General features: G+C 40.4%; 16 protein-coding genes. All 16 read right to left on the bottom strand.

The window, feature by feature from the left end; translation table 11 throughout:
- A partial coding sequence (locus BKP37_RS20320) for a hypothetical protein (RefSeq protein ID WP_211271438.1) occupies nucleotides 1-255 on the bottom strand: 255 nt, incomplete at its 3' end.
- A 283-nt stretch (nucleotides 256-538) separates the two neighbouring features.
- On the bottom strand, nucleotides 539-775 hold the full coding sequence (locus BKP37_RS09530; RefSeq protein WP_071309383.1) for a hypothetical protein: 237 nt from the start codon (nucleotides 773-775) through the stop codon (nucleotides 539-541).
- Nucleotides 768-1,529, bottom strand: coding sequence for a hypothetical protein (locus BKP37_RS09535; RefSeq protein WP_071309384.1), 762 nt, complete (start codon nucleotides 1,527-1,529; stop codon nucleotides 768-770). The genes BKP37_RS09530 and BKP37_RS09535 overlap by 8 nt, the downstream gene beginning before the upstream one ends.
- A gap of 126 nt (nucleotides 1,530-1,655) precedes the next feature.
- Complete coding sequence (locus BKP37_RS09540) at nucleotides 1,656-1,970, bottom strand: hypothetical protein (RefSeq protein ID WP_071309385.1); 315 nt, start codon at nucleotides 1,968-1,970, stop codon at nucleotides 1,656-1,658.
- A 7-nt stretch (nucleotides 1,971-1,977) separates the two neighbouring features.
- Nucleotides 1,978-2,175 carry a hypothetical protein gene (locus tag BKP37_RS09545; protein WP_071309386.1) on the bottom strand — a complete coding sequence of 66 codons (198 nt, stop codon included), beginning with the start codon at nucleotides 2,173-2,175 and terminating at the stop codon, nucleotides 1,978-1,980.
- Nucleotides 2,176-2,250: 75 nt separating this feature from the next.
- Complete coding sequence (locus tag BKP37_RS09550) at nucleotides 2,251-3,507, bottom strand: site-specific DNA-methyltransferase (protein ID WP_071309387.1); 1,257 nt, start codon at nucleotides 3,505-3,507, stop codon at nucleotides 2,251-2,253.
- The gene (locus BKP37_RS09555; protein ID WP_071309388.1) at nucleotides 3,497-3,934 is read right to left on the bottom strand and encodes a helix-turn-helix domain-containing protein; all 438 of its coding nucleotides are present in this window, start codon (nucleotides 3,932-3,934) and stop codon (nucleotides 3,497-3,499) included. Before BKP37_RS09555 ends, BKP37_RS09550 begins: the two co-directional genes overlap by 11 nt.
- 349 nt (nucleotides 3,935-4,283) lie before the next feature.
- Nucleotides 4,284-4,637 carry an HNH endonuclease gene (locus BKP37_RS09560; protein WP_071309389.1) on the bottom strand — a complete coding sequence of 118 codons (354 nt, stop codon included), beginning with the start codon at nucleotides 4,635-4,637 and terminating at the stop codon, nucleotides 4,284-4,286.
- Nucleotides 4,638-4,836: 199 nt separating this feature from the next.
- On the bottom strand, nucleotides 4,837-5,610 hold the full coding sequence (locus BKP37_RS09565) for a hypothetical protein (protein WP_071309390.1): 774 nt from the start codon (nucleotides 5,608-5,610) through the stop codon (nucleotides 4,837-4,839).
- Between the two features lie 223 nt (nucleotides 5,611-5,833).
- Nucleotides 5,834-6,304 (bottom strand): DUF1492 domain-containing protein, encoded by a 471-nt coding sequence (locus BKP37_RS09570; RefSeq protein ID WP_211271439.1) that lies wholly within the window; start codon nucleotides 6,302-6,304, stop codon nucleotides 5,834-5,836.
- Nucleotides 6,294-6,545 carry a hypothetical protein gene (locus BKP37_RS09575; protein ID WP_139193101.1) on the bottom strand — a complete coding sequence of 84 codons (252 nt, stop codon included), beginning with the start codon at nucleotides 6,543-6,545 and terminating at the stop codon, nucleotides 6,294-6,296. Before BKP37_RS09575 ends, BKP37_RS09570 begins: the two co-directional genes overlap by 11 nt.
- The gene (locus BKP37_RS09580) at nucleotides 6,538-7,809 is read right to left on the bottom strand and encodes a DEAD/DEAH box helicase (RefSeq protein WP_071309392.1); all 1,272 of its coding nucleotides are present in this window, start codon (nucleotides 7,807-7,809) and stop codon (nucleotides 6,538-6,540) included. Before BKP37_RS09580 ends, BKP37_RS09575 begins: the two co-directional genes overlap by 8 nt.
- A 101-nt stretch (nucleotides 7,810-7,910) precedes the next feature.
- On the bottom strand, nucleotides 7,911-8,201 hold the full coding sequence (locus tag BKP37_RS09585; RefSeq protein WP_071309393.1) for a VRR-NUC domain-containing protein: 291 nt from the start codon (nucleotides 8,199-8,201) through the stop codon (nucleotides 7,911-7,913).
- 146 nt (nucleotides 8,202-8,347) lie between these two features.
- Complete coding sequence (locus tag BKP37_RS09590) at nucleotides 8,348-10,603, bottom strand: phage/plasmid primase, P4 family (RefSeq protein ID WP_071309394.1); 2,256 nt, start codon at nucleotides 10,601-10,603, stop codon at nucleotides 8,348-8,350.
- Between the two features lie 2 nt (nucleotides 10,604-10,605).
- Nucleotides 10,606-11,442, bottom strand: coding sequence for a phage antirepressor (locus BKP37_RS09595; protein WP_071309395.1), 837 nt, complete (start codon nucleotides 11,440-11,442; stop codon nucleotides 10,606-10,608).
- 88 nt (nucleotides 11,443-11,530) lie between these two features.
- The gene (locus tag BKP37_RS09600; RefSeq protein WP_084034647.1) at nucleotides 11,531-13,465 is read right to left on the bottom strand and encodes a DNA polymerase; all 1,935 of its coding nucleotides are present in this window, start codon (nucleotides 13,463-13,465) and stop codon (nucleotides 11,531-11,533) included.
- Between the last annotated feature and the right edge of the window lie 7 nt (nucleotides 13,466-13,472).

Genomic DNA, 13,472 nt, shown 5'->3' on the forward strand with positions numbered 1-13,472 from the left:
GGGACTTTGATAGTAGCTCATTACAAAAAAAGAAAAGCAGAAAGTAACACGGACTGCTGAAAAAGTCCAAATTTTTTTATCTGAAAAATAATATTCAAAAAACGAGCCTCTAGAATCGCTTCTAAGGCTCGTTTGAGGGTTAGGGCGACATTTTTGCCCCCCTATAATCATTCGTTTTTCAAAAACATTCACTTTTTCAGTGGCCTCAAAGTAACATTCCAATATTTGTATCCTTAGCCTGATGACATTGGCCACAGGCTCCACCTCCTTTCTGTTAGAACAAAATAAAGAGCCTACCTTGTGATAGACTCCAAAAACCCGAACCATAATTTTAAGTTATTGACCCTTTATCCCTTTATAATTGTAATTACCTTTCTTTATTTCCTCATGGTCGGCTTTAACCGCCTCATCATAATCAGGCCTTTGCGACTCTTTGTCTTTGCAAGTCATGCATAGGCATTCCGTCGAATACATGGACGTGATTCGCCCACCCTTCAAGCTACTGCCACATCGGTCACAGTGTGATTGAGTAAAAAATTTATCCATCAGTACCTCCCAATGTGTACTTTTCTCTAGTCCTATCGATGAAATGCTGAAGGTGTTCGGCATTCTCTTCGAATTCCATGTCGCTGTTCCAGAAAAGGTCCAAGTCCTCAAGCAAATACAGAATGGTTAGTACACTTTCCTTTGCATCAGATTCACCAAGCACTACCTCTTTTTCAATGATGGTAGCAATCAACCCTCGTATCATTGCCCGATAGGTTTCTCTATTCATTTGGCTCACCTGCTTTTCTAAAGGCTCCGCTTCCTTCGAGGTTGGCAAGTAGCACCTTCCTTGTTGTTTTATACTCGCTCCCGTTCATCCCAAGGCGAATGAGCCAAGTTCGCAAGGCATATTTCGGATTGTCATCCTGTGCTTGCTTAAACGATGCTCGCTTTTGCTTTAGGGCACTTTTGTTGATGAATGCAATTAAATCTTGAAAGGCTGCAATCTGATCAGGGTTTAGGTTCGTTGCTTTTAGTTTGATCGTGAAAGTTTCTTCTTCAAAATCAAAGGCTATGCCTGAGATCCTTTCTGTTCCGAGTTCATCGAGCGCTTTCTGAAACTCTTCAAAGGTACTTATCTCTTTGAAGCTTAAGTCCTCTGCAAAAGTGCCATCCATCAGCGGTTCGGTTAGCTTGAAGGCTTTCATGATCAAGTGTTGCTTGCTAAAAAGCATGTTTACTAGATTGCGGAGGGTTGCTCCGGTGTGTTCTTCAAGCGGAAGCTTAACTTCTAAACTGTCTATGTTTAAAGGATCCTGCTCTTCTTCAGGCATCTGCTCCGGTTCATCATTTAGAACCGTTGGACTTATCAACTCTTCAAAAGTCTTTACTTCTCCAGCTGAAGTTGTGATTGTTCCTTGCCTGTCGATTGTGTAGGTTTCTTCAGGCATTTCAATTTCGTAGGCAAAGGTTGGAGCATTCAGATACTTCGGCTTTACTCCGAAAAACTCGCCTAGTTTCTTTACCATTTCTTTTCGGTTCATTTTACTTCCCTCCTGTGTTTTGGTGTAGTACATATATCACTCTAAACACAGGTAATAGCAAGTCATTCCGGACAGATATCCGCATTTATTTTTAACGTAAAAAGCAAGCCCCTCAAGGCCTGCCCTTTAATCATTTTCAATCCCAACATACCTTGCATAAGTATATCCCTCGTTATTAACAAGAATCTTTTCACCGGTATCTTGGTTAATCACTCGAATGCAACGAACCTCTCTGTTTTCATTCACTCCACCATCTTCCTCGGTGATCCAAGGCTGGTCGTTGAAAAAGTCATTTGCAAAGGAATGAAATTGGTCGTCCTCCAATAACACCTCTTTTATCACACAGTAACTTTGACCCTGCTGCCTACTCTTTATCGCTTGTTCAGTCAATACCTCCAACTCGGTCAGGTCGCCTATTTTTCTACCGAAGATTGCTCTCAAGTACTAATCACTCCACTTCAACGTATTCCATCATAATTTGCAGGGCCTCATCATAGGAACCGGATAGCATCACTTGCTCAATTACTTCCTTCGCTTCATCGGCTTTCCCGTTTTCTTTTAAGGCTCTACTTACCCGACCGAGGATTGAAAAGATATTTCCATCTTCACCCACTAGTTTGCAAGTTGGCTTGATTTGTTCTTCCATCGCTACACCTCCATTCTATTAAGGTAGTAGCATATTGCCATACACATTGAAGCATAGCAACTAGATTCATAGCTATTACTGTAATAATTCCACTTCTTCTACCGACTCTGGTTTTGGTACATCAGCAAAGGCAATCTCTTCGCCATTTCTCAGTAAAAATACACCTTTATCAGTCCCAACCTGCTCAATGTACCTTTTCACAATCACATCAGAATACTTTTCATCCAGTTCAACCGTGTAGCAAATGCGATTGGTCTGTTCACAGGCAATAAGTGTAGATCCACTCCCACCAAACGGATCGAGCACGATGCAATTGCTCATGCTGCTGTTCTGGATTGGGTAAGCACAAAGGCCAACAGGCTTCATGGTTGGATGAAGGGCATTCTTTGAAGGTCTATCAAAATTCCAGATGGTACTTTGTTTTCTATCTCCGTACCAGTTGTGCTTTCCATCCTTTAACCAACCAAATAAAATGGGTTCGTGCTTCCACTGGTAAGGGCTACGGCCAAGAACCAGGCTTTGCTTTGCCCAAATACAAACACCAGACAAGTAAAATCCTGCATCTTTAAATGCCTTTCTGAAGTTGTATCCTTCCGTATCTGCGTGGAAAACATAAATGGATGCATCCTTCTCCATGCTTGCAGCCATGTTGCTAAACGCTTTGAACAAAAAGCTATAAAACTCTTGGTCTTTCATATTATCGTTTTTGATACTACCTGCTTGAGAAGAGTAATTTACATTGTATGGCGGGTCCGTTATCACTAGATTCGCCTTTTGCCCATTCATGAGTTCCTGGTATACATCAGGGTCTGTACTATCACCGCAGATTAACCTATGCCTTCCAAGCAACCACACATCGCCCTTATGTGTAATTGTAGGTTCAGCCAGCTCCTTTTCTACATCAAAATCATCTTCGTTAATATCTTTGTCATGGACTTCGTTAAATAGCTGATCAATTTCAGGTGGATCGAAACCTGTAAATCCGATATCGTAGTCCATTGATTGCAAATCCTGAATCAAATCTGCTAATAACTCTTTGTTCCATTCACCACTGATTTTATTAAGAGCAATATTTAAAGCTTTTTCCTTTGTCTTATCAATATCGATAACTACACAATCAATCTCGGTATAGCCCAATGTCTTTAAAACAGAAGCTCGTTGATGCCCACCGATAACCGTCAAATCCTTATTCACGATAATTGGGTCTACATATCCGAACTCACTGATACTATTTTTTATTTTTTCAAATTCACTGTCTCCCGGTTTGAGCTTCTTCCTTGGGTTATAACTAGCTGGAACCAAGTCGTCTATTCTTAATTTTTTAAAGTTCATCTTCTTCACTCCAAAATCTTGATTTTATGTAACAGTCATGGCTACAAAACTTTCGTTTCTTGTTCCCGTAAGTGCTAAACTCTTTTCCACAATGTGGACATGTATAGTGGTAGATCGCAGTTTCACTTTTGTTTCTCGCTTGCGGGTTTTCTTTCCACCATTTCCGGCGACATTCTTCAGAACAAAACTTCCTAGCTCGGCCACGCCCTTTTTGTTTGATAGGTTTACCACAGCAAGTGCAGAGAAGATTATTCTTGATCTGTTCTTTCACATTTAAAGCAACCACACTCGAATCACCGGTTAGGCCATTCCTTCTACAAAAGCCACGTATGCTGTCTCGTGATTTTCCCAACACCGCTGCGATTGCTTTATAGCCAACCCCTTTTAACCGAAGGTCATAAATAAGCTGCTTTTCTGCTTCCGTCATCTCTCATGCTCCTTTCTGCGTAAACAGTATTAAAAAGAGCAATAAAAAAACGCCTGAATTAGCCATTTACTAAACTAATACGGACGTTTCATTGCCATTTCTTATTTAAGTGTTAAATGTTCCTCAAAACCAATAGCACCAAGGCTTTATTAGGATTTTTATAACTTTTCCATTTGTACTATTTCGCAAATTATAAAATAGCTAAAACCCTTATTTTAACTAATGATTTTCACTATTCGATATCCTCTATGGATACCCCCCTTATTTAATTACGCGAAAATTCACGTGAAGGGGGCACGCGGTCACCAGCCAATGGGTTGTAGGGATTTGACCTCCCCTAGGGGGGCTATCAAAAGGTGTACACTGGATGCTGGTCTTCTGTTCTCGTCTTTCTGTCATGGCACTTCTTACATAAAGGCTGCCAATTGGTTTCATCCCAGAACAAACGCTGATCTCCACGGTGAGGAGTAATATGGTCCACAACCGTTGCTGGTGTTACCTTCCCTTTCTTTTCACAATGTTTACATAGAGGATGGGCGTTTAAGAATTGTTTCCGTGCTTTTCGCCATCGACTATCATAACCACGCTCCCTTGCACCAGCTCGTTCGTCTGCATAAAGCTTCGCATGAAACTCACAATACGATTGGTCCGTTAACAATGGACACCCCGGATGCTTGCATGGTTTCTTTGGTTTCATAGGCATTTATCTCAACTCCGTAGTTCACTTTATAAATTAAAGAAAGCCCAAGAAGATATTCCTTCAAGGGCTGTTGTTATGCTATTTCTACATCTTATACTTTAGCACACTTACTACATGGCTTATAATGGCTTTTCATGGCCTGTTTACACAAAGTTATATAGGTTCGATGCAAAAAGCTGCCTTTGTTGAACATCATTTTCACTTATATATTAGAAAGTACTTCGTGTAAATCAGTCACCGAGGGATCAATAAAATTAGTGATGTTAGGATGGGCTTTATTTTTACTAACTATTTCAAAGGAAATAGGGTTTGGATGAACATCTTTTGCAAGAAAAAATACTTGTTGCTCTGGATTTGGAAGATGCGGAATGTTAGCAACATATTTTTTTAGAAAGTTTTCAAATAATATTTTATGTTTATTTGAAAGAAGCTCCGAATTATCAGGAATACCTTTCTGTTGTAGTACATCTTGAATATAAGCATTATCTAAACTATTAATCATACTACCAACCATAATAAACACTCGGTCAGAGTTTACCCCAATGGATGCTGCTTCATTAACAACATCCTGAATATGGTCATACCATACATCACCACGGGTGTAACCTAAGTCAGTTTGAAATCGAAGTAAAGCTACTGGTTGATTATCTTTTTGAAATAGGACATATTGATTATGACTAGATACTTGTAAATTCGGCAATATTTTAGCAAAGAAGTTAACAAGCACTTGTGTGAGATTTTTGGATACACGCTGACCAGACTTTCTCTTGAGACTTTTTGCTTGCTTCAGAATTTCCTCATCTACATAGACGTCCGTAATTTTCTCAAAAAGTTCTTGTTCTAAATTTTGACCAGAATGAGAGGCTACAGGGGGGTGTTGATTAATTGTATTCCCACCCTTCACCAGTGATACAAGTTCATCCAACAAACTAACTGCCTTCGCTAAGTTTTCACTATCCGTTTCGCTCCACGTCATAACTAAAACCTCCTATTTTGTTTGCTCGCTTGCTCACGTAAATAAGTATACATTTGAAACTAATTAATTGTCAATAGCGTATTTGCGTGAGCAATCGCGTAAACAAAATAAAAAAAGACATTACATTTTATTTATCTGTTGTTCAATTTAAAAAAGCCCGAATAAACAAGTTCTCTTAAAAATGCTTGTTTTCGAGCTTTCATTACTAATTATTCAAAATTGTTCATGTACATCTTTTTTCAGGAGATGATAAAATTCGGTTTGCATCTTTCAACGCTTTACTATGCAATCGATAAATCCAACGCAAATCGTATCCCAAAATTGCTGCTACTTCTTCCCATGTGCTGCCATTCAGATAGCGAAGTTCAAGAAGTAGTTTATAGAGTGGGTTATCAATTCCCGCAACAAAGTCTTTCAACTCCTGCTTTAAAGCTACCAACCTATCAATATCTGCATCAATTTCTTGTTCAAGATTCATCAACTTTACAAGTGTATTTTCCATCGGAGATCGCTGCTTTGATCCTTGAACGAGGTCTGAGTGAATAACCGACGTCACTTTAAGAGCTTGATTTCTTAACACAGCTACCTGTTCTAATTTACAGTTAATTAGCTGATCAAGGTTAAAGGCTTGAGATAAATACTCCTTTGCATTCACAACCATTCCCTCCTGCCTAATTTTCAATTTAGTTACCATAGCTCATCCCTTCTTTCAGATAGTTTGAGTTATCCAAATTGTACATATCAATAATTTCATTACGGATTTTGACATCCAGAGATTGTATATGTTCAAAAGCTTTTAGTCTATCCATCTGCAATTGAGTTGATGTTTTAAAAAAGCTACACCCAACCCCTTCACACTGTTTCACTCTTAGAACCTTACACTTTCCATTCATGTAAGCAAAACAGTTCTGTTCCTGTTTCATTACTTCATCCATGAGAATTGACCTCCTTGTGCTTATTCATTTTCGCCTTCACTGCTTCGATAAGCGCAGCTTGGCTCACATCTTTATCTTTCAAAGCTTTCATCACCCGTTCATCGATCGTGTCTTTGGCAATCAAATGGTGAATGATTACGGTCTCCTTCTGGCCTTGACGCCACAATCTCGCATTCGTTTGTTGGTAGAGTTCAAGACTCCACGTTAATCCAAACCAGACAAGGGTTGAACCCCCAGATTGTAAGTTCAAACCATGTCCTGCTGAAGCGGGGTGAATGGCCGCAACTGGAATTTTCCCATTGTTCCATCTCTTTATAGAACCCGTACTTGATAGTACTTCAACTTTAAATCGCTTTTGTATCCGGATCAGATCGTGCTTAAACCAGTAGGCAATTAAGACAGGTTTCCCATTGGCTCCTTCGATTACGTCTTCTAGCGCATCTAGCTTTCGGTCGTGTATAGGCGTTACCGCACCATGATCATCGTAGACTGCACCATTTGCCATCTGCAAAAGTTTGTTTGATAACGTTGCAGCATTGGCTGCAGTAATTTCCTCGTCGTTAACGGTCGTTATCAAATCTCGTTTCAGACGATCAAGGGTTTCCATTTCTTTGTCAGAAATCCTGACTGCTACTTCATTCATCACTAGCTTTGGTAGTTTCAGATAATCAGAACCTTTCATACTAATCGTGATATCTGAAATCTGTTGATGAATAGCTTCTTCTGCTCCTGGCTTAGGTTTGTAAGAGAATATGACTTGTTGATTGCGTTTATCAGGTACAAAGTAAGTTTCTCTGTATCTACCAATAAACCGTCCTAGTCTTTGTCCCATATCCAAAAGACGATACTCTGCCCATAAGTCCATGAGTCCGTTCGATGATGGTGTTCCGGTAAGGCCGACAAACCTTTTCACTTGAGGTCTGACTTTAAGTAGACTTTTGAACCGCTTTGTCTGATGAGATTTAAACGAGGAAAGCTCATCTATTACCACCATGTCAAAATCAAAGGGGATTCCACTTTTAGAAATCAGCCATTCCACATTTTCACGATTAATGATGTACACCTGAGCTTTTCTCATCAGTGCTGTTTTTCTTTCCGTTTCAGTACCAATTGCAACGGTGTATTGCAGCCCTATAAGATGATCCCATTTTTCAATCTCTGCTGGCCATGTATCTCTAGCTACTCGAAGTGGTGCAATGACCAGCACTTTTCGAACGAGAAAGCTATCTAAGGTTAGATCGAAAATGGAGGAAAGAGTAATCACTGTCTTGCCTTAACCTAAGCCCATATCGAGAATGAGGCTTGCAATCTGGTTGTCCTTAACAAACTCCATTGCAAATCGCTGATAATCATGCGGTATGAACTTCATTTGGCATCACCTCCCATAATTTCAGCGAGTAAAGGTTCTATCTGCTTTACGTTATCCAAGCAAAAAAACAAAAACCCTAGAGACTCTAACTGTCTTTTTCGCTTTTCCTGTAAAGGCCTTAATCTTTTTCCTGGTGCTTTGACTTCCACAAAGGCCATTTTTCCATGTGATAATAAAACCAATCGGTCTGGCACTCCATCAAATCCGGGGGATATCAATTTTAGTGCCAACCCTCCCATCTTTTTTACTTCTGTTACTAGTTTTCGTTCGAGATGTTTTTCAAGCATGTCTGCCTCCTTAACATCAGTGATAGGGGGAGTGTGCAGGTCCGTGCATGGTATATATATAACTTTATATATATACTATTTTTTTTAACCCTATAGAAAAGTCTATAATATGACCTTCATAGACCTGCACACTTTAGGAAAACCATCTATTCTAAGAACTCTGACTTCAGTCGTAAACCATTGATGATGATGCCAGCTCTCGTCTTTTTTCTTGTAAATTCCGCCGATTCTAAGGCAGTATAAAAGTCAGCAGTACTTCGGGTATACTCTCCTGTGCGAATACAAAAAGCACGATACTCGTTATACACCTCACCAGACTTTGCTGTGAAAGTATCATCAAGCTCACAACACTCTGTGAGAAAATGTGAGAGCCAGTCATTATTTTCCTTATAAGCCTGCATCGCATCCTTCACTTTCTGTGGGAGTTCGATTCTGTATTCATCTTTGATTACTTTTTTTGCCCCTTCAATAATCCAAGCAAGTATCGCACCCCCAGCATGCTCAAAAAGATAATCTGTATAATTCTTAATGTCTTGGCTCCCTTCAATCTTTGCTGCAAAAGGAATAACAATCAACCTTCGCCATGTGCCTTTATCGATCGCCCCGACCTTTGGAAGGTGATTGGTATACAGGACAAGTGTGTGACTGGGAATATAGCTAAATGGATCTTTATACTTCTTTTCCGCATAAATCTCATCCGTAGAACAGAGCTGTTTCACATTAGAGGTATTAAGGCGCATCCCTTCTTCCATTTCTGCTGCAATCAATAGCCTTTTTCCCTTTGCCTCAGCAAGTTCCGGTTTAACATTTCTGCGGCAACCGACTGTCAGCATATCTGCAGAAATATTTCCACTATAAGAGCCGAGAACCCTTGACACCACATTCCAAAAGGTTGATTTTCCGTTACGCCCTTCACCATAGGCAATAATTAAAGCTTCCACATAAACTTTCCCAATCGCAGAAAGCCCTACGATTTTTTGCACATAATCAATAAGCTCTGTGTCATTTAAGAAAAATGTATTTAGAGCCTCCTCCCATTTCCTTGCACCCACATCATTTGGATCTACTGCTGTCTGCTTTGTAATAAAATGTGAATAATCATGTGCTATATGAGTGTTCGTACCTTCACGTAAATCATAGGTAGCTGAAGGAGTATTCAGCAGAAATTCATCTGCATCCAGCGTCTTTTGTTCAATTTCTAGCATGGGTCGAGCCTCTCTTAATGCGGATGCAATATATTTTGAATCCCTGCGTTTGATGGCATACTTCTTGTATTCATGAGCAGCTTCATATTTTTCATAAGCATGAGATTGCTGTTTATTAAAATGGTTGACGGCTTTCTTTGGACCCAATGATGCCAATATTTCTACAGCACCGTTTTTAACCATTTCAGACATCGCCTTTTTCATTTCCGTCTCAGCTTCTTCCAGTTGTCTAGTGGTAAGCTCCTGAGCGACTGCCTGTGACCTTGACTTTGATTCCTCCCAAAAGCTACCGTTGTAAACGATATAATCAGTGGCCGGAGAATATCTAAGTTGTCCTGTATATTCTCTTGCAAGCACAATGGCTTGTCCAACGTCTGAGAAATCATCAGGTTTCAATAAAGTGTCTGAGTTGTACTCTTCCGGAGAGATATATCCTTCTTGTGATGCCACGCGTTTCCCAAAATGAACTGCGCTCTTCCATATCAGTTGTAATTCGCTTTCTTCAAGAGGTGGATTGCACTTTTCTGCCTGTTTTATAAACAAAGCATAGGCCTCATCCGAATTCCCATAGCGCTTAATGATCTTCCCAGCAAAATGAGACATGGTGCTGTTACGCTTTCCCTCTGGCACCTCTTCCTGTCCGTTATCCCAATCCATAAATGCCGCATCATCTAAAAATTCCGCAAGATCTTTATTACCGTCATAGACTTCTACATCCGTATTCTCGGTTCCAAAAATCAGTCTTGCACTGTCAAGCGCATTGGTATCAAAGTAAGGAAACACTGAGACAATCTGTTGTTTTAACATGACATATTCATTCTGGTCTGTGGTTGTTGGAATCATGAAATATACATGAAATCTTGGTCGAGCTGACTTGTTCCCTTTTTGTTTCATATGATTTCTGCTGTAAGAAACCACAAAAGGAACACCTGAAAAAACATGTGCAACATCAGCTGAAGTAACCCAGTCTTTCGGATCATCCGAGTGGTCGTTATCACAGTCAAGTACAACATTATCTGCCTGAATATAATTAGAACTACTGCGGTAGTTGTCTTTATATTCCGCTGAAACATGATCGTATTTGATCGCTTTAAGGAAAGATGTTTTATCCGTAATGACCGCCTTTTGAGGATAAATACAGTTTGATAGATTTCCTGTGCAGTCAGCCGTATATAAAGTAAAAGAAACCTTGTCCATAACTACTCCACCTCATTGTCAGGCCCTTGTTCAATAAGTGGCAGCATTCCATCATCTTTCAGTAGCTCGTAAATGAACAGTCGCCCCTTCTGCGTCCAATAGGTGTGAACTTTGGAGTGCATGGATCCATCTTTTCCTGGATACGTATGAGTTTTGGTTGTCGTGTATCCATGATGAGCATATTTTTGATATAAAAGCCAAATCTTCCCTTGACGAAACTGAACCCCGAGATCACGAAGGTATTCATTGAGCCAGCGACCGGACTTTCCATAATCTTTAGCAATAGTCGTAATAGCCACCGCATCCTTGCAATTAAGCACCACATCGTAGTAACTGGCTTTGGGTTGCATTTCTGCAATCTGTTGTTCTTGAATACCGATCGTCGTAGTAAGCTCAATATTTTTTTCGCGTTCTGCTTTGAGTTCTTGTAACGCCTTAATCCAAAGATCAGGATTTGCTAACAATTCATCTACTGCATATAACCCATGCTTGCGAATAGAAGGGAGAACCTCGTGAGTTACCCAACGTTTAAATTTCTTCAACTTTCGCTTTCTTTTGGAAATGTAATCTTCACTAATACCTCTAGCTTTTGATGGATGCATAGAGAATAATAAAGAATAAAGTCCCGGCTCATTCACAACCGCTACCTGTTGCACGCCGCCAGGAGTAGTCATTTGCGTATACCCCTTTTCATCTTCATCAAGGGACTGCATAGCGCGATTTCGATTTGTTTCACCAAACACATCGCACACGTCTTTTGCCACCCACCAAGTTTCACCGTTTTTCTGAACGGTACGCACTTCACTGCCTTCAAAATTAAAAATCGTTAGTCCTTTCATATTGAACCTCCCGCATATAGTAGTGATAGGACGATAAAAGTTGTCCTCAGCTATAAGCGAAAAAAGAGGAGGTCTCGAACCCCCCAAACTAATCTTTTTTATAAAAATTACATTCGAATCCGTCGGCAGGTAAGACGAGACCCTGCGCCCAAGTCGGTGTTTGGCTCATAAGAGCACAAACGTCCTGAACAGAAACTTGGTGAGGAACCTCCAAAACCACCTCGTCGTGGACATGCATCACAATCTTATAACCTGCTTCATCTAGATTTCTCATGGCATAACAAAGAAGGTCTCTTGAGATGGCTTGGACGATGTTTTCGACAAATTTGGGACCATAGCTATCAATACGCTCCCACTTTTTTGTGGCTCCTACACCTTCATAAGTCACCGATTCGTTGCCAAAACTATTAAGGTCCATTCTTGGTTTTACATAGGTAAGCTGTCTACCAGATGGAAGTTCAATCAAAAGCATTCCACTACGGTACCCAAACTGGATCTGATGTGTTTCTGTCCTGCTTCTCTCTTTTACCGTTGCTTTTACTGACCGATCGACTTCCCACCACAGTCTGACAATATTAGGATTGGCATTACGCCAGGTGTAGACTAGTGGTTTCAGTTCTGCTTCGGTAAGTCCCATCTCCAAAGCTCCCATTGCTTTTAAAGCACCCACTGACCCTCCATAGCCAAGGGCCAGTTCAGCAATCTTACCTTTTTGTCTTAACGGGCTTCCTTTTGTTACTTCTTCCAAGGGAACTTTAAACATTTGGGAAGCAGATGCTTCATATATTTTTCCATGGGTGGAAAACACTTCATTTCTCCATGTTTCGCCTGAAAGCCAAGCAATGACTCTCGCTTCAATGGCACTGAAATCCGCAACGATGAACTTGTGACCTTCTTTTGGAACAAAAGCAGTACGGATTAATTCTGAGAGGACACCAGGAACAGATTCGTACAATACTTCCAGTGCATCAAAGTGACCGCCTACTACCAATTTTCGTGCCTGTTCCAAATCTAGCAGATGATTTTGTGGAAGATTTTGAACTTGAATAAGCCTTCCTGCAAATCTACCAGTTCGATTGGCACCATAAAATTGCAACAGCCCACGAGCCCTTCTATCAGCACAAACTGCATTTTCCATGGCATTGTATTTTTTCACACTGGACTTGGCTAATAATTGACGAAGTTCTAATACTTCTCTTAAATGTGCAGGTGCTGTCTCTAGCAGTACTTTGACGGATGCTTTATCAAGGCTCTCTGTTTCCAAGCCATTCTTAGAAAGCCAGCTTCTCATCTGTGCGACGGAGTTAGGGTTATCAAGTTTCGTGAGTTCTTTCAATCGACTTGTAAGTTCTTCTTTGGATTGTTCATCACATCGGATAGCGTTACGCACTAATTCTAAATCTAGCTGAATACCTCGATCGTTGATTTGCTGATCTAGAATATAGTTTTGCCACTCCTGATCTGGCATAGGGAAATTCTGGAGTTTTGATTGAATTGAAAGCTCCGCTTCAACATCGCGAATGTTATATGCTTTATATCGATTCCACCTATCCCGATCATGTTCTGGTAAATTACGTGTACGACCACCATTGGATTGTGTCGGCTTACAAGGAACCGAAAAATACCGGATAAGCTCTTTACCTTCCGTCAGCTTTTTCTTATCCGCCCCTGTTACAATTGCAGCTCCCTCTAAGGAAAGAGGAAGACCAAGATAAGCGGACCACACCATCGTACAGCGCCACGAATCAGGCTCTAACCATACTCCAAAGTAACGGGATAAACAGATACGTTCAAACTGTGCATTAAAGGCCCATTTGATCACCCGGTCATCTAAAATGGCATCCAGCACTTCTTGTGGAATATCTTCACCATTTACTAAATCAACAACTTTCACTGGTCCACCATCTACACTGTAGCCAAAAAGTAAGATTTCAAAATCCGGTGCTTCTGCATATTTATAAACTCCTGATTTCCCAAGTTCTACGGATGAAAAGGTTTCAATGTCACATGATAATTGCTTTATTTTAGTC

This window comes from Anaerobacillus alkalilacustris (assembly GCF_001866005.1).
Lineage (GTDB): Bacteria > Bacillota > Bacilli > Bacillales > Anaerobacillaceae > Anaerobacillus > Anaerobacillus alkalilacustris.